Source organism: Bradyrhizobium sp. NBAIM18 (assembly GCF_020193825.1).
Lineage (GTDB): Bacteria > Pseudomonadota > Alphaproteobacteria > Rhizobiales > Xanthobacteraceae > Bradyrhizobium > Bradyrhizobium yuanmingense.
This window is the reverse complement of the sequence record NZ_JADYVO010000021.1, coordinates 56,510-77,147: the sequence shown is the minus strand read 5'-3', so window position 1 is coordinate 77,147 and position 20,638 is coordinate 56,510. Positions and strand designations below refer to the sequence as shown.

Below are 20,638 nucleotides of genomic sequence, written 5' to 3'. Positions count from 1 at the left end.
GATGCGGCGCACCCTGATCAGATCCGCCACCGTCATCAGCATGGATGACGCGATCGGCGATCTCTCGACCGGCGATGTGCTGGTCGAGGGCAGTCGGATCGCCGAGGTGCGCCCGTCGATCGACGCTGCGGCCGACACGGCGGTCGTCGACGGCACGGGCCGCATCGTCATTCCCGGCCTGATCAACGCACATATGCACACCTGGCAGACGAGCTTGCGCGGCTTTGCAGCGAACTGGACGCTGCTGGAATATTTCCGCCGCATGCATGTGGGCCTCGCCACCGTGTTCCGGCCTGACGACATCTACATCGCAACCCTCGTCGGCGCGCTGAACCAGATCAATCACGGCGTCACCACGCTGGTCGACTGGTGCCACAACAACCCGACGCCGGATCATACCGACGCCGCCGTGCGCGGCCTGATCGAAAGCGGCATCCGCGCCGCGTTCTTCCACGGCTCACCGAAGCCCGAGCCGAAGCCAGGCGAGCCGCATTTCTCGGAAGTGCCGCATCCGCACCGCGAGGTCGAGCGGCTGCTGGTGGGCCCCCTCGCCGACCGCGAAGGACTCGTCACGCTCGGGCTCGCCATTCTCGGCCCGCATTACTCGACGCTCGACGTCGCCATGCACGATTTCCGCCTGGCGCGGGAGCTGAACCTGATCGCCTCGATGCATCAGGGCGGCGGTCCGGCCAAGACGCCCGGCGGCTGGGAGAAGCTGCTCGAGGCCGGCCTCGTCGGCCCCGGCATCAACATCGTCCATGGCAACGATCTGCCCGATGATCTGCTCGATCGTCTCGTCGATCTCGGCGTATCGTTCTCGGTGACGCCCGAGAACGAGATGATCCAGGGCCATGGCTTTCCGATCACCGGCCGCCTCCTGAAGCGCGGCGTGCGGCCGACGATCGGCATCGATCTCGAATCCGTGCTGGCCGGCGATCTCCTCTTCGCCGCGCGCGTTGCGCTGTCGATGCAGCGGGCACTGGACAATGCGGAATCGCGCAAAGCGAGTGGCGCCATTCCGGCGACGACCACGATTCCCGTGCGTGAAGCGCTGCGCTGGATCACTTCGGAAGGCGCCCGCATGCTCGGGCGCGAGCACCAGATCGGCTCGCTGACGCCGGGCAAGCTCGCCGACCTCGTCGTCATCAACGCCTCCGATCTCAATCTCCATCCAGTGCACGATCCCGTCGCGACCGTCGTGATGCAGACGAGCCTCGCCAACATCGAGGCCGTCATGATCGGCGGCGCCTGGAAGAAGCGCAACGGCCGGCTGCTGGTTGACGGGCTGGAGACGAAGAAGGAGTTGCTGGCGCAATCCGGCCGGCGGCTGGTGCAGGATATTGAACGACAGGGACGCGCCGCCTGAGGCGCCAATGGACAAGAACAATGACTGACGCTCTGAAAACAGTTGGTTTCATCGGGATCGGCAAGATGGGCCTGCCGATGTCGGTGCTCGTCGCCAAGGCGGGCTTTGCCGTTACCGCGTTCGACCAGAGCGCGGCGCGCATCGACGAGGCACGCGCGCAGGGCATTGCGATTGCCGCCTCGCCGGCCGAGGCCGTGAGCGGCAAGGCCGCTGTGATCACGTCCCTGCCCGACGACGCCGCTTTGCGCGGCGCGCTGCTCGGCTCCGCCGGCCTGATCGCCGCGATGGCACAAGGTGCCGTCTTGATCGAAACCAGCACCGTGAGTGTCGACGCCTCGGCTGAGGTTGCGGCCGCCGCGCAGGCGCGTGGCATTGCCTATTTGCGCGCGCCGGTCTCCGGCAATGCCAGCATCGTGCACACGGGCGCGCTGACCTGCTTCGTCTCGGGGCCGAAGGACGCCTTCGAGAGCGCCAAGCCGCTGTTCGCAGCTTTCACCCGCGCCCAGACCTATCTCGGCTCCGCCGAGGAAGCGCGCTTTGCAAAACTCTCGGTCAATCTGATGATCGCGGTGTCGGCCGCGATGATGGCCGAGAGCCTGGCGCTGGCGCGCAAGGGCGGCATCGCCTGGCAGGACATCCTGAAAGTGCTCGACGACAGCGCGGTCGCCTCTCCCATGGTGAAGTACAAGACCGCGCCGCTGCGGACTCGCGATTTCGAGTCCACCTTCTCCTGCAAGCAGATGGCCAAGGATCTCGACCTGATCTTGGGCGCCGGCCACGCCGTCGGCGTGCCGTTGCAGCTCGCCGCGCAAGTGCGCGAGACCTATGGCGCGCTGGTCGCGCAGGGCGACGGCGAGACCGACTTCATCGCGACCGTCAAGCATCTCGAACGGCTGTCCGGCCTCGGCGAACCAAAACCCTGATCGCGGAGATACACATGCGTAACTTCAACGAAAACACGATCACGGACGCCGTTCTGGAGCGGATCGCGGGCGCGACCGATCCACGCATCAAGCAGGTGAGCGAAGCGCTGGTGCGGCACTTGCACGCCTTCGTCCGCGAGGTGCGGCCCACCCAGAAGGAGTGGGAATACGGCATCGACTTCCTGACCCGCACCGGGCACATGTGCAACGACAAGCGCCAGGAGTTCATCCTGCTGTCGGACACGCTCGGCGTCTCCATGCTGGTCGACGCCATCAACCATCCGGTGCCCGAAGGCGCGACCGAGACCACGGTGCTCGGGCCGTTCTTCGTCCAGGCCGCGCCGGAGAAGGACAGCGGCGCTGACATCTCCGGGCCGATGGATGGCGATCCGATGCTGGTCACCGGCTCGGTCTCGGCCGTGGACGGAAAGCCGCTCGCCGGCGCCATCGTCGACGTCTGGCACTCCGACGACGACGGTTATTACGACGTGCAGCAGCTCGATGAGATCGGCGATCTCGCGATGCGCGCCCGCTTCCATACCGACGCCAACGGCCGCTTCCATTTCTGGTCGATCAAGCCGGCCGCCTACCCGATTCCGCACGATGGACCGGTCGGCGAGATGCTGGAGGTGCAGGGACGCCATCCCTGGCGCCCGGCGCACGTGCACTTCATGATCTCAGCGCCCGGTTTCGAGCAGCTGGTGACGCACGTGTTCGTTGCCGGCGACCAATATCTCGACAGCGACGTGGTGTTCGGCGTCAAGGACAGCCTGATCCGCGAATTCGTCCGTCATCCCGCCGGCCGTGCGCCGGATGGTCGCATGGTGGAGCGCGACTATTTTCATCTCAACTATGATTTCGGCCTGAAGCAGGTCGCAAGCAACGCAAGAGCCGCTTAAGCTCAACGACGGACCAACAAGAGTCCGTAAAACAGGGACGGGAGCTGAGGATGGGACCGCGGGTCAGCACGGGCATTGTGGCCGAGCGCCTTGCCGGCATGATCGGTCCGCGCGCGAGCGTCGCGCGCGGCGTGCTCGATCAGCACGGGCAGAGCGAGTCGCACTATCAGAGCCTGCCGCCCGACATCGTGGTCTTCCCCGAGACCACGCAGGAGGTCGCCGAGATCGTCAAGCTCTGCGCCGGCGCGGGCATGCCGATCGTCCCGTTCGGCGCCGGGACCTCGCTCGAAGGCAATGCGGCGGCGGTCGCCGGCGGCGTCTGCTTCGACTTCGCGCGCATGAACAAGGTGCTCACGGTGCACGACAGCGACATGGACGTCGTGGTGCAGCCCGGCATCACGCGCAAGCAACTGAATGCGGAGCTGCGCAACACCGGCCTGTTCTTCCCGATCGATCCCGGCGCCGACGCCTCGATCGGCGGCATGACTTCGACGCGCGCCTCGGGCACGATGGCGGTGCGCTACGGCACCATGAAGGACAATGTCATGGCGCTGGAGGTGGTGTTGGCCGACGGCCGCGTGATCCGTACCGCCCGGCGGGCGCGCAAATCGGCGGCCGGCTACGACCTGACGCGCATGTTCGTCGGTGCGGAAGGCACGCTCGGCGTCATCACGGAGATCACGCTGAAGGTACACCCGGTGCCGCAGGCGATCTCGGCGGCAGTCTGCAGTTTCGACACGCTGCACGATGCGGTGGACACCGCGATTTCAGTGATCCAGTCCGCGATCCCCGTGGCGCGCGTCGAGCTGCTCGACGACGTTATGATGCGCGGCATCAACGCCTACGCCAAGCTCGGCTATCGCGAGGCCCCCACCCTGTTCTTCGAATTCCATGGCTCCGAGACCTCCGTCGCCGAGCAGGCCGAAGCCGCGCAGGCGATCGCGGCCGAGCATGGCGGCCATGGCTTTGCCTGGGCCAAGGCGCCGGAAGACCGCAGCCGGCTCTGGCATGCCCGCGACAACACCCTGTACGCCGGCCTTGGCTTGCGGCCCGGCGCGCGCGCTGTGATCACCGACGTCTGCGTGCCGATCTCGCGTCTGGCGGAATGCCTGATCGAGACGCGTCGCGACGGTGACGAGCACGGCTTCACCGCACCGATCGTCGGCCATGTCGGCGACGGCAATTTCCACATGCTGATCCTGATCGACCCGACAAAGCCCGAGGAGGCCGAAGGCGCCAAAGCGCTGCAGGCCCGCATGGTCGCGCGCGCCATTGCCATGGACGGCACCTGCACCGGCGAGCACGGCATCGGGCTCGGCAAGATCGACTATCTGACCGACGAGCTCGGCGAGGCCGTGGACGTGATGCGATCGATCAAGGCGGCGCTCGATCCCGACGGATTGATGAACCCCGGAAAGATCTTTGCTGGCAGAGCCAAAACATGAGCAACAAGCCATGAGCGACGCGCTCCCGATCGAGGTCACCTCGCCCGCGCCGCTGCTGGAACTGCGCGGCATCAGCAAGGAGTTTCCCGGCGTCAAGGCGCTCGACGACGTGTCCTTCGCCGTCTACCCCGGCGAGGTCCATATGTTGCTGGGCGAGAACGGCGCCGGCAAGTCGAGCCTGATGAAAGTGCTGTGCGGCGCCTATCGCGCCGACGCCGGCGAATTCTACTACAAGGGCGAGAAGGTCGCGATCAATTCCACCGCGGATGCGCAGAAGCTCGGCATCGCCGTGATCTTCCAGGAATTCTCGCTGGTCCCCCATCTCGACATCGCCCAGAACATCTTCTTGGGACGCGAGCCGAAGGGCCGCATTCCCGGCACCATCGACCGCCGCAGGATATTGGCTGACGCAAGGCGCGTGCTCGACACCATCGGCTTCGACATCGATCCCGCCACCACCGTCGACAAGCTCGGCGTCGCCCAGCAGCAGATGGTCGAGATCGCCAAGGCGATCAGCCAGAACGCCCGCATCCTCGTCATGGACGAGCCGACCGCGGCACTGTCCGACCGCGAGACCGAGCTCCTGTTCGCGCTAATCGCGCGGCTGAAGGCGGACGGCGTGTCCATCGTCTATATCTCGCACCGCATGGCCGAGGTGTTCACGCTCGGCGATCGCATCACCGTGCTGCGCGACGGCCGCCGCATCGACGGGGTCCGGCCCGCCGACGTCACGCCGGACCAGCTGGTCCGCATGATGGTCGGCCGCAACGTCGACATGACCTATCCGCGCCATTTCGCCGAAAAGCCCGGCGAAGTGTTGCTCGAGGTCAAGGGCCTGAGCGCGCCCACCGGCATCTCCGACATCAACATCGAGGTACGCCGGGGCGAGATCGTCGGGCTATGCGGCCTGGTCGGCTCCGGCCGCAGCGAGGTCGCCCGCGCCATCTTCGGCGCAGATCCCGTGACCTCGGGCGAGATCATCTTCGACGGCAAGAGCATTTCCGGCGAACCGGATATCGCCGCCCGCCGCGGCATCGCGCTGATCCCCGAGAGCCGCAAGAGCGAAGGCCTCGCGCTGCTCCGATCCGTCAGCGACAATCTGGTGGTATCGGCGCTGAAAAAGCTGTTCCCGACCGGGCTGTTCGACCAGCGCTCGGCCCAGCGTACTGCAGACGGCCTGATCCGGCAGCTCCGCATCGCGACACCAAGCGCACGCCAGACCGTCGGACTGCTCTCGGGCGGCAACCAACAGAAGGTCGTGATCGGCAAATGGCTCGCCGCCGGCTCGAAGCTCTTCATCTTCGACGAGCCGACGCGCGGCATCGACATCGGCGCCAAGTCGGAAATCTTCGCGCTGATCGACCGCCTCGTCGCCGACGGCGCGGCGGCGCTGATGATCTCGTCCGAACAGGTCGAGATCTGCCATGTCTGCGACCGCGCCTATGTGATGCGCGAGGGGCGCATCGCCGGACACCTGACACGCAACGAATTGACCGAGGAGAATATCGTGCGACTGGGGATGCATCATGCGTGAAGCCGCGATCGTCTCAGAGCCCAATCCGCTGCAGCGCATTCCCGGCGTTGCCATGGTGCTGGTGCTGCTGATCGCGCTGTTCAGCGTGATCGCGCCCGGCTTCCTGTCGGTCGCCAACCTCTCCAACGTGCTGGTGCAGTCGACCATCCTGACCATGCTCGCGCTGCCGATGACGCTGATCATCATGACGGAGGGGCTGGACCTGTCGATGGGCGCGGTGCTGACGCTGACCTCGCTCTGCGTCGCGATCGTGTCGCTTGCGACCAAGTCGATGCTGCTGGGCCTCGGCGCCGGCCTTCTGGTCGGCACCGCCTTTGGTGTCGCCAACGGCTGGCTGGTCGCGATTCTCGGCATACCGCCCTTCGTCGCGACCCTCGGCACGCTCGGCATGGCGCAGGGCCTGTCGCTGATCGTCAGCGACGGCCAGAGCGTGGTCGGCATTCCCCACAGCGTGCGCGACATCTACTCGGCGACGCTGCTCGGCATTCCAGTGCCGATCGTGATGGCGCTGGTGACTTATGCGATCTTCCACGGCCTGCTCTATCACACCCGCTTCGGCACCTACATCTTCGCCCTCGGCGGCAACCGCGAGGCGCTGCGCTATGCCGGGCTCTCGCCCAACAGGCTGCTGATCGCGGTCTACGCGATCGGTGGCGCCATGGCCGGAATCGCAGGCCTGTTGATGACCGCACGCATGAACTCCGGCCATCCCACCGCCGGCCTCGGCCTGGAATTCGATGCCATCGCGGCCGTCGCCGTCGGCGGCACCTCGTTCGAGCGCGGGAATGGTTGGCTACTCGGTACGCTGCTCGGAGTCCTTTCCGTCGGCGTGTTGCGCAACGGGCTGAACCTGATCTCGCTCCCCTCCTCGGTGCAGGTCGCCAGCGTCGGCGTGCTCGTGATCGTTGCCCTGTTCCTCGACGGCCTCAGGAGCCGCACATGACCGACATCACCAAGGGCGCCATGGCGCCGCCCCGCTCTTTCCTGTCGCAGGACGCGGTCCAGCTGTTCTATCGCCTGCTCGCCGCTTTCCTGATCTGCGCCGTGCTCGCCGTGCTCAGCGATTCCTTCCTGAGCCTCGGCAACATCCTCAACGTGCTGAGGCAGGCGAGCCTGACCTTCTTCATCGCCTCCGGCCTGACGCTGGTGGTGCTCACGGCCGGCCTCGATCTCTCCGTCGGCGCCAATGTCGCGCTGTCCGCCTGCCTCGCCGGCACCGTGATCCACCAGACCGGCTCGCCGGCGCTCGGTATCCTCACCGGGCTTGCCTGCGGCGGCATCGTCGGCCTGATCAACGGCGTCATGGTCACGGCGCTGCGCATCCCCTCCTTCATCGCCACCTATGGCATGCTCTGGGTGCTGAACGGCCTGACCTATTGGTACATGGCGGGCGAGACCCTGCACGGTTTCCCGGCCGGCTTCCGCCAGATCGGCAGCGGCTATCTGTTCGGCCTGCCCATTCCGGTCTACCTGCTCCTGGTGTTCCTCGGCATCGGGACGTTCTTCGCGCAGCGCACGGTCTGGGGCCAGGAGATCTACGCGATCGGCGCCAATCCTGTCGCCGCACGACTATCAGGCATTCCCGTCGCACGCCGCCTGCTGCTGGTCTACGCGGTCTCAGGCACCATGGCGGGACTTGCCTCGATCATCTTCCTGTCGCGGCTCAATTCGGCCGAGGCCGATATCGGCGAGAGCCTGACGCTGCCGGCGATCGCGGCCGTTCTGATCGGGGGCACCTCGCTGTTCGGCGGCGTCGGCACCGTGTTCGGCACCTTCATCGGCGCGCTGATCCTGACCCTGGTGCTGAACGGCATGAACCTGCTCGCGGTCAGCGCCAATTGGCAGCCGCTCGTCACCGGCGTCATCGTCATTCTCGCGGTCTGGCTTGACATGAAGACCCGCCGCCGCGCGCAATGAGTTCTGGCAATCCAACAAGCAAAATGAGGGATGGAGGCAATATGAGAAAGACAATTGGCTATGTGGCGCTGCCGCTGCTGATGGCGGCCGCGTTCACGAATGCGGCACATGCGGACGGCGAGACCATCGCCGTCTTCACCAAGAACCAGACCAATCCGTTCTTCCAGACCGTGCGGGTCGGCGCCGACAACATGGCGAAGGTGCTGAACGCGAAGACGCTGCAGTACATCCCGACCAAGCCGGACTCGATCCCCGAGCAGCTTAGCCAGATCGAGGACGTCGTGGTGAAGAAGCCGAGCGCGATCGTGTTCACGCCGGTCGATTACAAGGCGATGGTGCCGGGCGTCGAGAAGATCAACGAGGCCAAGATCCCGGTCGTCAACATCACCGACCGTTCTGCCGGCGGCAAGTTCCTGTCCTTCGTCGGCGCCGACGATTACAGCCTTGGGCTGGAGACCGCGCGCTTCCTGCTGAAGACGCTCGGCGGCAAAGGCAACATCGTCATCATCGAGGGCGTCAAGGGCTCGCTGACCAATGTCGACCGCGTCCGCGGCTTCAACGACGCGCTAAAGGAAGCGCCCGGCGCCAAGCTCTTGGCCTCGCAGCCCGGCAACTACCAGCGGCTCCAGGCGCTCCAGGTGATGGAGAACTTGATGCAGTCGAATTCGCAGATCGACGGCGTGTTGGCCGCCAACGACGCCATGGCGGTCGGCGCGATCGAGGCGCTCGACGGTGCCAACCGCAAGGCGCAGGTGATCGGCATCAACGGCACCAAGGAGGCGATCGACGCGATCAAGTCCGGCAAGCTGCTGGCGAGCGGCGACTACAACGGCTTTGCGCAAGGCTGCCTCGGCACCATGATGGCAATCCGCTCCTTGCGGGGCCAGCCTGTCATCAGCGAGATCGTGCTGAAGCCGACGGTGATCACCAAGGACAATTACGGGCCGTTCGACGTGCCGCTGGAGCAGCGGACCTGCCCCACCTTCGAGGACGCCGGCAAGCTCAGCGCGAAGTAGATCACCCCAAACCCGGACGGCCGCAGCCCGCGGCCGTCCCAACAATGAAGCCAAGAAACGGAGACAGCATGCTGTTCGCCATTCACGCCCTCGACCGCACCGGCGCGTTGCCGACGCGGCTCGCCAATTACGACGCCCACAAGGCTTTCCTCAGCGACACCTCGCGCTTCGGCGTCAAGATCGTGATGTCCGGTCCGCTCGTCTCCGACGACGGCCAGACCATGATCGGCAGCCTGTTCCTGATCGAGGCTCCCGGCCGCGCCGAGGTCGAAGCCTTCAACCGTGCAGATCCCTTTGCCGCGGCCGACATCTGGGACAAGGTCACGATCACTGGCTTCCTGCGCCGGCAGGGTTGAGGTCCGCCGCCACAAAAGTGCGAAAACAACCCCATGCACAGTAGAACGGGGCTTGTTCTTGCTGACGAATTTCCGATGCGCCGCGCGGCCTCGCATTCGAGGCCAATGCCGACCCAGATCGGCGGTGGATTTTGACTCGTCGGGCAAAACAGGGGCATAATGCAATCATCACCCGATGTCAGTCCGGTCCTCCGTCCAGGCACCGCCACGCGTCGGCGTGAGTGTGCGACGCGCACTGGCGTCAGGTCCCTTCAGCTGCTCATTGCCGGCGCAGCTTCTTCCAGATGACAGGCCACCCACTGGTCGGCTCCTGCCGCGCGCAGCGTCGGCTCCTCGCTCCGGCAGCGGTCGAACACGAACGGGCAACGGGTGTGAAAGCGACACCCCTTCGGCGGGTTGATCGGGCTCGGCACGTCGCCCTTGAGAATGATGGGATTGCGCTGGGCTCCGGGCTCCGGCAGCGGCACGGCCGAAAGCAGCGCCTTGGTGTAGGGATGCCTTGGCGCGGCAAAGATCTCGCGGCGCGGAGCCACCTCGACGATCTTGCCGAGATACATCACGGCGACGCGGTGGGTCATGTGCTCGACGATGGCGAGATCGTGGCTGATGAAGAGCAGCGCTAGGCCGAACTCGCGCTGCAGGTCCTGCAAGAGATTGACGATCTGCGCCTTGACTGAAACGTCGAGCGCGGAGACCGCCTCGTCGCAGACGATCAGCTCGGGCTCGGCCGCCAGCGCCCGCGCGATGCCGATGCGCTGACGCTGGCCGCCGGAGAACTCGTGCGGCCTGCGGTTCAGCGCCTCGCGCGGCAGGCGCACCGTGTCCATCAGCGATGTGACACGGACCTCAAGATCCTCGGCAGATTTGGCGAGGCCGAAATTGCGGATCGGCTCGGCGAGAATGTCGCGCACGCGCATGCGCGGATTGAGGCTGGAGAACGGGTCCTGGAACACCACCTGCACGCGGCGGCGCATCTGGCGCATCGTGCCCGGTGCGGCGTCATCGATCCTCTGGCCATCGAGGATGACCTGGCCCGAGGTGATCTCGAACAGCCGCAGGATGGCGCGGCCGACCGTCGACTTGCCGCAACCGGACTCGCCGACCAGCGACAGCGTCTCGCCGCGTGCGATCTCGAAGGAGACGCCGTCCACCGCATAGACGAACTCGGACTTGCGGCCGAACAGGCCGCTCTTGACCGGAAAATGCTTCTTGAGGTCGTTGACCTGGAGCAGCGGAGGACTCATGCCGCGACGGCTCCCTTGGCGGCGTAATGGCAGGCGGCGACGTGGCGCGGGCCCTTCTCTTCAAGTCCGGGCGCATATTGCCGGCAGACGTCGGTCGCGAGCTCACAGCGGCCGGCAAAGACGCAGCCTACAATCGGCTTACGGAGATCAGGCACCTGCCCCGGGATCTCGGCGAGGCGGGTCGCGGTGCCCGCGAGCGAGGAGCCGAGCTTCGGCACCGCGCCCAGCAGGCCTTGCGTATAGGGATGGCGCGGGGAGCGGAACAGCTCGGCCACCGGCGCCTCCTCGACCTTGCGGCCGGCATACATCACCATGACGCGCTCGGCGATCTCGGCGACGACGCCGAGATCGTGGGTGATCAGGATGATGGCCGCACCGACCCGGCGCTTCAGGTCCAGCATCAGCTTGAGGATCTGCGCCTGGATTGTCACGTCGAGGGCGGTCGTCGGCTCGTCCGCAATGAGAAGCTTCGGATTGCAGGCCAGCGCAACCGCGATCATCACGCGCTGGCGCATGCCACCGGACAGCTGGTGCGGATATTCGCCGACGCGCCGTTTCGGCTCGGGAATGCCGACCAGTGTCAGCATCTCGACCGCGTGCGCTTCCGCCGCCTGCTTGTCGAGGCCCTGATGGATCATCAAGGTCTCGCGGATCTGGCGGCCGACGGTGAGCACCGGGTTCAGGCTCGTCATCGGTTCCTGAAAGATCATCGAGATGTCGTTGCCGCGGATCGCGCGCATCTCGCGGTCGGACAGTTTCAGCAGATCCCTGCCCGCGAAGCGGATGCTGCCTGCGATCCGGCCCGGCGGCTCCGGAATCAGCCGCATCAAGGACATCGACGTCACCGACTTGCCGCAACCGGACTCGCCGACGATGGCGAGCGTCTCACCCTCGTTGACATGGAAGGATATCCCGTCGACCGCGCGGTTGATGCCGCCGGGCGTGCGGAAATGGGTCTGGAGGTTCTCGACTTCGAGCAAAGCCATCGCAATCAGCCTCGATCCATCACAGACAACATCACAGGCTTTTGGCCATGCGCGGGTCGAGCGCATCGCGAAGGCCGTCGCCGAGCAGATTCACGGCGAGCACGGTGACGGACAGGAACGCCGCCGGGAAGAACACGATGTAGGGCTTCACCTGCCAGAGCGCGCGGCCCTCGGCCATGATGTTGCCCCAGGACGGAATGGTCGGCGGTGTGCCGGCACCGATGAAGGACAGGATCGCCTCCGTGATCATGGCGCTGGCGCAGATGTAGGTCGCCTGGACCAGCATCGGCGCAACCGTGTTGGGCAGGATGTGGCGCAGGATGATCATCGGAGTGCGCGTGCCGCAGGCCACGGCCGCGTCCACATAGGGCTGCTCGCGCAAGGACAGCACGACGCTGCGGACGAGGCGCGAGACGCGCGGAATCTCGGCGATGGTGATCGCCAGGATGACGTTGCCGACGCTGCCGCGCGTCAGGGCCATGAGCGCGATCGCCAGCAGGATCGGCGGAATCGACATCAGCCCGTCCATGAACCGCATCAGGATGCCGTCGGCCCAGCGGATGAAGCCGGAGACCATGCCGATGGCAAGGCCGATCGCCGAGGCGCAGATCGCCACCGACAGGCCGACCGTGAGCGAGACGCGCGCGCCGAACAGCACGCGCGAATAGATGTCGCGGCCGAGCACGTCGGTGCCGAACCAGAAATCGGCCGACGGCGCGCGGGTGCGCTTGGCGGGCGCAAGCGCGGTCGGATCGACCGTGCCGAGGTACGGCGCAAAGATCGCGATCAGGACCAGCATCAGCAGCAGCGCGCCGCCGATCGCGACCGTCGGGTGGCCGCGCAGGAGGCCGACGAAGCCGCGCCGTATCCTGACCGGCCGCAGGATCTCGGGCAGTTGCGGCGCAAGGACGAGGCCGGCCGGAAGCGAATGCGGATTAACGGTGGTGTCGGTCAATAGCGGATCCTCGGGTCAACGAGCGTGTAGACGACGTCGATCATCAGATTGACGAGGACGTAGACGAAGCTGAACAGCAGCACGATGCCCTGAATCACCGGATAGTCACGGCGCAGGATGGCATCGATGGTGAGGCGGCCAAGGCCGGGGATCGCGAACACGCTCTCGGTAACGACCGCGCCGCCGATCAGGAGCGCGATGCCGATCCCGATCACGGTGACGATCGGCACCGCCGCGTTCTTCAGAGCGTGAATGAACAGGATGCCGCCCTGCCCGAGGCCCTTGGCCTTGGCGGTGCGGATATAGTCCTGCTGCAGCACTTCGAGCATGGCTGCCCGCGTGATGCGGGCGACCAGCGCGATGTAGACGCAGCCGAGCGCGATCGCCGGCAGGATCAGGTTTTCCAGCCATGGCCAGAAACCCTGGGCCAGCGGCGTGTAGCCCTGCACCGGCAGCCATTCCAGCTCCAGCGCGAAGATGTAGGCGAGCATGTAGCCGACCACGAAGACGGGCAGCGAGAATCCGAACACGGCAAAGCCCATGATGACGCGATCGATCAGGCTGCCGGCCTTCCATGCCGCCACCACGCCGAGCGGCACTGCCACCACGATCGTCAGCAGCAGCGTGACGATCATCAGCGACAGCGTCGGTCCGAGACGCTGCCCGATCATCGCCGAGACCGGCAGGTTGGTGAAGATCGAGGTGCCGAGATCGCCGTGCAGGATGCGCCAGACCCAGCCTCCGAACTGGACCAGGAAGGGCCGGTCCAGCCCGAGGCTCTGGCGGATGCGCTCCACATCCTCCGGGCTTGCCTGATCGCCCGCGATCACCACGGCCGGATCACCGGGCGCGATGTAAAGCAGGCTGAACACGAACAGCGCGACGATCGCCATGACTGGCAAGGTCGCAACGATGCGACGGAGGATGTAGGAGAGCATCTGGCCTCAGCGCACGATCATGCGGACTTCGACACGCCCCAGAAGAACGGCAGCGGTCCCTTGGCAACGCCGGAGACGTTCTTGCGCCACGCGGTGTAGCTCAGGAAGAAGCCCGTGGGCGCGTAGACGACGTCATCGATCGCCGCCTTGTTGAGGCGGCCCATGGCGGCCTTCTCCTCGTCGACGTTCTTGGCCTCGAACCACGAGGCGACCTCCTTTTCGGTGGCCGCGCTGGTCGGCCAGCCGAACCAAGCCTTGTCGCCGTTGGCACGAATGGCGGTGTAGGGAGCCGGATTGACGCAATCCGCGCCGGCGTGCCAGGTGTGGAACATGTTCCAGCCGCCCTGTCCCGGAGGCGTCTTCTGCGCGCGGCGGGAGCCGACCGTGCCCCAATCGGTTGCGACGAAGTCGACATTCATGCCGAGCTTCTTGAGAAGGTCGGCGGTAACGTCGCCCATTGCCTTGGTGATCGGTTGGTCCTGCGCGACGAGGCAGGTCACCGGCTGGCCGGAATAGCCGCTCTCGGCGAGCAGCTTCTTGGCGGCGTCCAGATCGCGCTTGCCCTTCAGGATCTCGCCGCCCACTTCGGTGTAGAGCGGCGTATCCGGGGTGAAGTAGCCGGGCAGCGGCTTCCACAGCGAATTGTCGTCGCCGACGATCGCGCGCATGTAGTCTTCCTGGCTGAGCGCCATCAGCACCGCACGCCGCGCCTTGACGTCGTTGAACGGCGGATACAGGAAGTTCATGCGGAACGAGCCGATATTGCCGAGGGGATCGCCGATATCGACGCTGATATTCTTGTTCTTCTTCAGAACCGGAACGAGATCCGCGATCGGGTTCTCCCACCAGTCGATCTCGCCGTTCTGCAACGCGGCCGCCGCGGTTGCCGGATCCGGCATGATCACCCACTCGACGCGGTCGACCATCACCTGCTTGCCGCCAGCAAGCCAGGACGCCTTCTCCTGCCGCGGTGAATAGTCGGCGAATTTCTCGAACACGGCCTTCGCACCGGGGACCCACTCGCTCTTGGCGAACTTCAGCGGACCGGAGCCGATATATTCGGAAATCTGCTTGAACGGATCGGTCTGCGCGATGCGCTCCGGCATGATGAAGCTGCAAGGCGAATTGTTCTTGCCGAGCGCGTAGAGCAATTTCGGGAAGGGCTGCTTCAGCACCCATTTGAAGGTGCGGTCGTCGACGGCCGTGAGCTCCTGCTGGAGCGCCTTGATCATCAGGCCCATCGGATCGCGCGCCGACCAGCGCGTCAGACTTGCCACGACGTCCTTGCTGAGCACCGGCTCGCCATCGTGGAACTTGAGGCCGGGCCGCAGCTTGAACGTCCAGGTGGTGCCGTCGTCGGTCACTTCCTCGGACTCGACCATCTGCCGCTGCGGCCGGAACGAGGAGTCGATGCCGTAGAGCGTGTCCCAGACCATCGCGGCGGCATTGCGCACGACATATTGCGTGCCCCAGATCGGGTCGAAATTGGCGAGATTGGCCTGGGGCACGAAACGCAGGGTGCGCGCCGCCGCACCCTGGGCGATCGCCGGGGCCGACAGGCCACCCGTCAACGCCAGGCTGCCCGCGCCAGCCAGTCCCTTCAATACCGTCCTGCGATCCATGAAGTCCTCCCAGAAATGCCGTGATGCCAGCTATTGGCAAAGGGCAAGTGAAACCGAACCCATTTGCAAGCAAATGGTATGCCACTAAATGCGGCTTCGCCAGCGGGATCTCGCCATTTGGCGGTCCAGGAATGCGAGTTCGGGGCTCACAGAGCGGCCGCCAGCGTCGGCCCGGTCTCGATGTGCGGGATCGCCTCCACCAGTTTGCGCGTGTAGTCGGTCTTTGGATTATCAAACAGCGCCCGGCTCTCGCCCTGCTCCACGATGCCGCCGTTGCGCAGCACGATGGTGCGGTCGCACAGCATGCGCACGACGTTGAGATCGTGGCTGACGAACAGCAGCGCAATGTCGTTCTCGCGCCTGAGGCGATCGAGCAGTTGCAGCACCACCGCCTGCACCGAGACGTCGAGCGCGGCGGTCGGCTCGTCCAGCACCAGGAGCCGCGGCCGGCAGGCGATGGCGCGGGCGATGCCGACGCGGGCCTTCTGCCCGCCGGAGAGCTGATGCGGAAACCGCGGCAACAGATCGAGCGGCAGCCCGACCCGCTCGGCGCAGTCTTCCACCCGTTTGCGCAAGCCTTCGCCCGCGCGCATGCCGTCGAGCCGCATCAAGGGATGGGCAATGCAATCGAACGCCGTGAAGCGCGGGTTGAGGCTTTCGTTGGGGTCCTGAAAGACCATCTGGATGTCTTTGCGCAACGGCGAGCGGTGGAAATCGCGCGCCGCCACGTGCCCGATCGACTGCCCGTCGAACACGATGTCGCCCTCGCTCGGATCGATCAGGCGGCAGATCATGCGCGAGGTCGTGCTCTTGCCCGAGCCGGACTCGCCGACCAGCCCGACACTCTCGCCGCCCGCCATCGTCATCGAGAAGTCGGCAACCGCAGCAGAGCCCTGATCGAAACGCTTGGCGAGCTTGCGCACTTCCAGCAGCGGCGGCGTGCCGTGCGCTCGCTCCTGCCTGGGCCTGGTGACGACAGTGGCGTAACGCTCTCTGTCCTCCTCCGTCACGAGATCTTCGATCCGTGACGTCGCCGTCGGCGACGCCGCAACCAGGCGCCTCGTATAGGCGTGCTGCGGCGCGCTGAAGAGAATGCCGGGGCTCGCCTCCTCGACGACGCGGCCGCGCTCCATCACGGCGATGCGGCGGCAATAGCGCGCCGCAAGGCCGAGGTCGTGCGTGATCAGGATCGTGGCCATGCCTCGCGCGGCGGCAATGTCAGCCAGCAGATCCATCACCACCTTCTGCGTGGTGACGTCGAGGCCGGTGGTCGGCTCGTCCGCGATGAGCAGTGCAGGATTGCAGGAGATCGCGATCGCGATCATGACGCGCTGGCACATGCCGCCGGAGAGCTCGTGCGGATAGGCGTTCATCCGCGCCTCGGGATCGCGGATCTGAACGGCGCGCAGCAGGTCCAGCGCCTCGGCACGCGCGGCCTCTTTCGAGATACGCTTGTGAGTGAGGATCGCGTCCGCGATCTGCAGGCCGATCGCGCGGATCGGATTGAGCGCCGCCCGTGGATTCTGGAAGATCATCGACATCGCGGCGCCCTGCAGCTGGCGCAGATCATCGCCGCGGAGCTTGGTGACGTCCTGCCCACGGAACAGGATCTTGCCGCCGGTGACGCGGCCGGCTGCATCGAGCAGTCGCGTCGTCGCAAAGCCGGTGACCGACTTGCCCGAGCCGCTCTCGCCGACGAGACCGAGCATCTCGCCGGGCTTGACGGTGAGGGTCACGCCGCGCACGGCCTCGACCATGCCCCGCCGCGTCGAGAACGCGACGTGGAGGTCGTCGATCCTGAGCAGGTCCTCGCTCATGTGCGCATCCGCGGATCGAGAATGTCCCGCATGCCGTCGCCGAGGAGGTTGAAGCACAGCACCGCCAGCATCAGCGCAAGGCCCGGAAAGGCCACCAGCCACCAGCGTCCGGTGGAGATGAAGCGCGCCCCTTCCGCGACCATGATGCCCCATTCCGGCGTCGGCGGCTTGACGCCGAGACCGATGAAGGACAGGCCGGCGGCATTGAGAATGGCCCAGCCGAGATTGAGCGAGATCTGCACAGCCATCGCCGGCAGGATGTTCGGCAGCAGGAAGCGCAGCACCACCGAGAAATGGCTCTCGCCGCAGGCGCGCGCGGCTTCGACCCAGCCGACATTACGGCGGACGTTGACCTCGGCCCGTGCGAAGCGGATGTAGAACGGAAGATTGATGATCGCGGTCGCGATCACGATGTTCTCGATCCGGTTGCCGAGCGCGGCGACCATCGCCATTGCCAGCACGAACAGCGGAAAGGCCATCATCACGTCGACGAAGCGGCCGACGGCGCGATCGAGCCGTCCGCCGGCATAGCCGCAGAACGCGCCGACGACGGCCCCGATCACGAAGGAAATTCCGACCGCGGAGACAGCGATGGCAAGGTCGAGTCGTGCAGCGATGATGAGGCGGCTGAACACGTCGCGGCCGAGCTGGTCCGTGCCGGCAATATGCGCCGCGCTCGGCGGCAGCAGCGCCTCCGAGACGTTCGAGGCCACGGGGTCGTAAGGCACGATCCACGGTCCGAAGATCGCGACCAGGACGAACAGCGTCACCCCGGCCGCGGCCACCGCCGTGAGCGGATTGCCGCGCAGGATCCAGACCGAGTGGCGAAGTGTGGCGCTGGTCATTCGATCGACACCCTGGGATCGGCGATGCCGTAGCAGATGTCCACGACGAGATTGACCAGCACGAACAGGCTGGCCATCAGCAGCACGAAACCCTGCACCGGCGCATAGTCGGAGGACAGCAACGCGTCGAGCGCATAGGAGGCTACGCCCGGCCAGGAGAACACTTTCTCCACCAGCACGTTGGCGCCCAGCATGGTCGAGAACACGATGCCGGCGATGGTGATGACGGGCAGGATCGCATTGCGGAGCGCATAGGTGACGACCACCTTGCGCCAGGACAATCCGACCGATCGCGCGGTGCGCACGAAATCGCTGCCGAGCGAGACCAGCATCGAGGCCCGCGTGATCCGCGCCAGCGGCGCGATCACGAACAGCGCCATGCTCACCGCCGGCAGGATCAACTGCCTGCAGGCAGCCCACCAGCCCTCGAAGTCGCCGGCAAGCAGGAAATCGATCGAGAGGAAGCCGGTGCGCTGCGGCGGCAGCGACGTGAACACGTCGATCCGCCCGGTCGGATCAGGGGCCAGCCCGAACAGATAATAGAAGACGTAGATCAAGAGCAGGCCCGAGACGAAAGTCGGCACGCAGACGCCGAGTGCGCAGAACAGCCGCACGCCGTGGTCGATGATCGATCCCGGCCGTAGCGCCGCCAGCACCCCAAGCGGCACCGCCGCGATCAGCGCGATCAGCAGTGCGGTGAAGGTGAGCTCCAGCGAAGCCGGCAATCGCTCGCGCAGGTCCTTCAGCACCGGCTGTCCCGTCATCATCGAGCGGCCGAGATTGCCGTGGCCGATGTCGGAGAGATAGAACACGAGCTGCTCCGGCACGGATTTGTCGAGGCCCATCTGCTTGCGGATCTGCTCGATCTCCTCCTTGCCGGCATTGGGCCCCGAGGCGAAGAACACCGCGGGGTCGCCGGGCAGGACGCGCATCAACAGGAAGGTGAAGACCAGCACACCGAACAGTGCCGGCAGCGACGACAAGAGCCGCCTGCCCGCCCGCACCATCGTTGCACCAAGACCGGTCGTCACCATTCAGCGTCCCTGCTCGCCGCGGATGTCACTTGCGGCTGACATCGCGATAATCCACCTGGCGGTGGAACTCATAGGTGTAGCCTTCGATCGACGGTGCCATCACCGCGTCCTGATTGGGCTGCCAAAGCATGATCTGCGGCATCAGGTCGACATGCATCGCGTTGAGCTTGCGGCCGGCTTCCTCGTACTTGGCCTTATCCGGCTCGAAGCGGGCCTCCTGCGCAATCGCGGCAAGGTCCGGATTGTTGATCGAAGAGTAATTCCAGCGCTGAGTGCCGGTGTAGAAGTTGCGGTAGAAATAGTCGGTCGACGGCAGCCATGCGACGATGCCTTCGGTGAAGAACGGCAGCTTCTTCTCGTTGATCTGCGTCGACATCTGCGCGTCCGGCAGTTTCTGGATCTCGACCTTGATGCCGATCTTGCCAAGCGATTCCTTGACGAGGGCGGCCATCGGCTCGGCCGTCGCGGCCTGGCCGACATTGAAGCTGAAGGTGGTCGAGAAGCCTTCGGGCAGACCTGCAGCCTTCAGGTACTCCCTGGCCTTGTCGAGATCCATCTTCACCGGCTGCTGGAACGGATAGATGCCGTTCGCCGGCTTGCCGTCCGGCCAAGTCGCGCCGAACAGCGGCGCGCCGCGGCCGAACAGGGCCGCCTTGAACATGTCCTCATAGGGCAGCGCGGAAGCGATGGCGCGGCGGACATTGACGTTGTCGAAGGGCGGGATCTGGTTGTTCATCGAGACGTAAGTGACCGCGTTGTATTGCGGCGTCGAGATTACCTTGAGCTTGCCCTTGGCCTCCAGCGACTGCACGTCGCTGGCCTGCAGGTCGAGCACGAGATCGGCATCGCCGCGCTCGACGAGGTTGGCGCGGGTCGCCGGCTCCGGCACCGATTGCACGATGACGCGCTTGAAGTACGCCGGCTTGCCCGGCGATCCGCGGTTCCAGGCCTCGTTGCGCTTGATGATCACCTGCTCGCCCGGCTTGAAGCTCTCGACCGCATAGGCGCCGCTGCCGGCGGTGTGCTCCTTCAGCCAGGCCGTGGCCCAGGGATCGTCAGCCGTCGCGTGCTGTTTCGCCACTTTCGAGTTGATGATCATCGGGTAGACGGTGGCAAGATTAGGCAGCGCAAGCTTGTCGGGTTTTGGAAGCGTCACCTCGATGGTGAGGGGATCGATCACCTGGAACTGATCGGCCGACGTCAGCGAGCCCGTGAGCAGCTGCGCCTTGCCGAGGACCGGCGCGGTGACGCAGCGGTCGAGCGACCACTTGACATCCTCGGCCGTGACTGGCGAGCCGTCCTGGAACTTTGCATCGTTGCGCAAGCGGAAGGTGATCTTCAGGCCGTCGGGACTGACGTCATAGGATTCGGCGAGCTCGCCGGTGATCGTGTCGAGGTCGAACACCCATTTGCCGTTGAGCTGCTTGCGGCCGAATGCCACCAGCCGGTCATAGGTGCTCATGCTCAACGCGAAGGATTCGCGGGTCGAGCCGGGGATGTTGGGATCGAGCGTATTGACGGAGGCGCCGGTGACGTAGCGCAAGGTCTCTGCCCTGGTTTGCGCTTGCGACGGCGCAGTGGCGACGAGCAGCAGCGCAGTGGTAGCGAGAACTGAGGTCGCCAGTCTGAAAGACACAAAACGCATTGGTTTTTCCCTGAATTTCGAACGAGAACGCCAGCAAGGCAGGTTCAGAAGGAAGCAAGTTGCGCGCCAGTCCGATCGGACATTTCGGGGGACGCG

18 protein-coding genes are annotated in these 20,638 nt (G+C 65.6%); 9 read left to right on the top strand and 9 right to left on the bottom strand.

What is annotated here, in order from left to right; translation table 11 throughout:
* The first annotated feature begins 1 nt into the window (after position 1).
* From I6F17_RS31200 to I6F17_RS31160, 9 genes are all read left to right on the top strand, one after another.
* The gene (locus I6F17_RS31200) at positions 2-1,366 is read left to right on the top strand and encodes an amidohydrolase family protein (protein ID WP_225127744.1); all 1,365 of its coding nucleotides are present in this window, start codon (positions 2-4) and stop codon (positions 1,364-1,366) included.
* 20 nt (positions 1,367-1,386) lie between these two features.
* On the top strand, positions 1,387-2,289 hold the full coding sequence (locus tag I6F17_RS31195; protein ID WP_225127742.1) for an NAD(P)-dependent oxidoreductase: 903 nt from the start codon (positions 1,387-1,389) through the stop codon (positions 2,287-2,289).
* A 14-nt stretch (positions 2,290-2,303) separates the two neighbouring features.
* Entirely contained in the window at positions 2,304-3,188 is an 885-nt protein-coding gene (locus I6F17_RS31190; RefSeq protein ID WP_225127740.1) for an intradiol ring-cleavage dioxygenase, read from the top strand.
* Positions 3,189-3,238: 50 nt separating this feature from the next.
* Positions 3,239-4,633, top strand: a complete 1,395-nt coding sequence (locus I6F17_RS31185; RefSeq protein ID WP_225127738.1) for an FAD-linked oxidase C-terminal domain-containing protein — start codon at positions 3,239-3,241, stop codon at positions 4,631-4,633.
* A gap of 10 nt (positions 4,634-4,643) precedes the next feature.
* A complete protein-coding gene (locus I6F17_RS31180; protein ID WP_225127736.1) occupies positions 4,644-6,167 on the top strand; it encodes a sugar ABC transporter ATP-binding protein in 1,524 nt (507 codons plus the stop codon).
* The gene (locus I6F17_RS31175; protein ID WP_036034844.1) at positions 6,160-7,110 is read left to right on the top strand and encodes an ABC transporter permease; all 951 of its coding nucleotides are present in this window, start codon (positions 6,160-6,162) and stop codon (positions 7,108-7,110) included. Before I6F17_RS31180 ends, I6F17_RS31175 begins: the two co-directional genes overlap by 8 nt.
* Positions 7,107-8,084, top strand: a complete 978-nt coding sequence (locus I6F17_RS31170; protein WP_225127734.1) for an ABC transporter permease — start codon at positions 7,107-7,109, stop codon at positions 8,082-8,084. The genes I6F17_RS31175 and I6F17_RS31170 overlap by 4 nt, the downstream gene beginning before the upstream one ends.
* Positions 8,085-8,125: 41 nt before the next feature.
* Positions 8,126-9,100: a sugar ABC transporter substrate-binding protein gene (locus I6F17_RS31165; RefSeq protein WP_193760200.1), complete on the top strand. Its 975-nt coding sequence runs from the start codon at positions 8,126-8,128 to the stop codon at positions 9,098-9,100.
* A gap of 68 nt (positions 9,101-9,168) precedes the next feature.
* Positions 9,169-9,456 (top strand): YciI family protein, encoded by a 288-nt coding sequence (locus I6F17_RS31160; RefSeq protein WP_036034851.1) that lies wholly within the window; start codon positions 9,169-9,171, stop codon positions 9,454-9,456.
* A 251-nt stretch (positions 9,457-9,707) separates the two neighbouring features.
* Here I6F17_RS31160 and I6F17_RS31155 read toward each other — a convergent pair whose 3' ends face one another.
* From I6F17_RS31155 to I6F17_RS31115, 9 genes are all read right to left on the bottom strand, one after another.
* On the bottom strand, positions 9,708-10,700 hold the full coding sequence (locus I6F17_RS31155; protein ID WP_225127732.1) for an oligopeptide/dipeptide ABC transporter ATP-binding protein: 993 nt from the start codon (positions 10,698-10,700) through the stop codon (positions 9,708-9,710).
* Entirely contained in the window at positions 10,697-11,686 is a 990-nt protein-coding gene (locus I6F17_RS31150) for an ABC transporter ATP-binding protein (RefSeq protein ID WP_225127730.1), read from the bottom strand. Before I6F17_RS31150 ends, I6F17_RS31155 begins: the two co-directional genes overlap by 4 nt.
* Positions 11,687-11,717: 31 nt before the next feature.
* On the bottom strand, positions 11,718-12,641 hold the full coding sequence (locus tag I6F17_RS31145; protein ID WP_036034858.1) for an ABC transporter permease: 924 nt from the start codon (positions 12,639-12,641) through the stop codon (positions 11,718-11,720).
* Positions 12,638-13,579 carry an ABC transporter permease gene (locus I6F17_RS31140; protein ID WP_036023577.1) on the bottom strand — a complete coding sequence of 314 codons (942 nt, stop codon included), beginning with the start codon at positions 13,577-13,579 and terminating at the stop codon, positions 12,638-12,640. Before I6F17_RS31140 ends, I6F17_RS31145 begins: the two co-directional genes overlap by 4 nt.
* Before the next feature lie 17 nt (positions 13,580-13,596).
* Complete coding sequence (locus I6F17_RS31135) at positions 13,597-15,201, bottom strand: ABC transporter substrate-binding protein (protein ID WP_225127728.1); 1,605 nt, start codon at positions 15,199-15,201, stop codon at positions 13,597-13,599.
* Positions 15,202-15,347: 146 nt separating this feature from the next.
* Complete coding sequence (locus tag I6F17_RS31130) at positions 15,348-17,018, bottom strand: ABC transporter ATP-binding protein (protein ID WP_225127715.1); 1,671 nt, start codon at positions 17,016-17,018, stop codon at positions 15,348-15,350.
* Complete coding sequence (locus I6F17_RS31125; protein ID WP_036005271.1) at positions 17,015-17,863, bottom strand: ABC transporter permease; 849 nt, start codon at positions 17,861-17,863, stop codon at positions 17,015-17,017. Before I6F17_RS31125 ends, I6F17_RS31130 begins: the two co-directional genes overlap by 4 nt.
* On the bottom strand, positions 17,860-18,894 hold the full coding sequence (locus I6F17_RS31120; RefSeq protein WP_036034903.1) for an ABC transporter permease: 1,035 nt from the start codon (positions 18,892-18,894) through the stop codon (positions 17,860-17,862). Before I6F17_RS31120 ends, I6F17_RS31125 begins: the two co-directional genes overlap by 4 nt.
* A gap of 28 nt (positions 18,895-18,922) precedes the next feature.
* Positions 18,923-20,542: an ABC transporter substrate-binding protein gene (locus I6F17_RS31115; protein ID WP_225127713.1), complete on the bottom strand. Its 1,620-nt coding sequence runs from the start codon at positions 20,540-20,542 to the stop codon at positions 18,923-18,925.
* Positions 20,543-20,638: the final 96 nt, after the last annotated feature.

Bases quoted from the DNA above. Each gene is read 5' to 3' on its own strand.
- I6F17_RS31200 (WP_225127744.1), top strand. From the start codon at position 2: ATGCGGCGCACCCTGATCAGATCCGCCACCGTCATCAGCATGGATGAC.
- I6F17_RS31195 (WP_225127742.1), top strand. From the start codon at position 1,387: ATGACTGACGCTCTGAAAACAGTTGGTTTCATCGGGATCGGCAAGATG.
- I6F17_RS31190 (WP_225127740.1), top strand. From the start codon at position 2,304: ATGCGTAACTTCAACGAAAACACGATCACGGACGCCGTTCTGGAGCGG.
- I6F17_RS31185 (WP_225127738.1), top strand. From the start codon at position 3,239: ATGGGACCGCGGGTCAGCACGGGCATTGTGGCCGAGCGCCTTGCCGGC.
- I6F17_RS31180 (WP_225127736.1), top strand. From the start codon at position 4,644: ATGAGCGACGCGCTCCCGATCGAGGTCACCTCGCCCGCGCCGCTGCTG.
- I6F17_RS31175 (WP_036034844.1), top strand. From the start codon at position 6,160: ATGCGTGAAGCCGCGATCGTCTCAGAGCCCAATCCGCTGCAGCGCATT.
- I6F17_RS31170 (WP_225127734.1), top strand. From the start codon at position 7,107: ATGACCGACATCACCAAGGGCGCCATGGCGCCGCCCCGCTCTTTCCTG.
- I6F17_RS31165 (WP_193760200.1), top strand. From the start codon at position 8,126: ATGAGAAAGACAATTGGCTATGTGGCGCTGCCGCTGCTGATGGCGGCC.
- I6F17_RS31160 (WP_036034851.1), top strand. From the start codon at position 9,169: ATGCTGTTCGCCATTCACGCCCTCGACCGCACCGGCGCGTTGCCGACG.
- I6F17_RS31155 (WP_225127732.1), bottom strand. From the start codon at position 10,700: ATGAGTCCTCCGCTGCTCCAGGTCAACGACCTCAAGAAGCATTTTCCG.
- I6F17_RS31150 (WP_225127730.1), bottom strand. From the start codon at position 11,686: ATGGCTTTGCTCGAAGTCGAGAACCTCCAGACCCATTTCCGCACGCCC.
- I6F17_RS31140 (WP_036023577.1), bottom strand. From the start codon at position 13,579: ATGCTCTCCTACATCCTCCGTCGCATCGTTGCGACCTTGCCAGTCATG.
- I6F17_RS31135 (WP_225127728.1), bottom strand. From the start codon at position 15,201: ATGGATCGCAGGACGGTATTGAAGGGACTGGCTGGCGCGGGCAGCCTG.
- I6F17_RS31130 (WP_225127715.1), bottom strand. From the start codon at position 17,018: ATGAGCGAGGACCTGCTCAGGATCGACGACCTCCACGTCGCGTTCTCG.
- I6F17_RS31125 (WP_036005271.1), bottom strand. From the start codon at position 17,863: ATGACCAGCGCCACACTTCGCCACTCGGTCTGGATCCTGCGCGGCAAT.
- I6F17_RS31115 (WP_225127713.1), bottom strand. From the start codon at position 20,542: ATGCGTTTTGTGTCTTTCAGACTGGCGACCTCAGTTCTCGCTACCACT.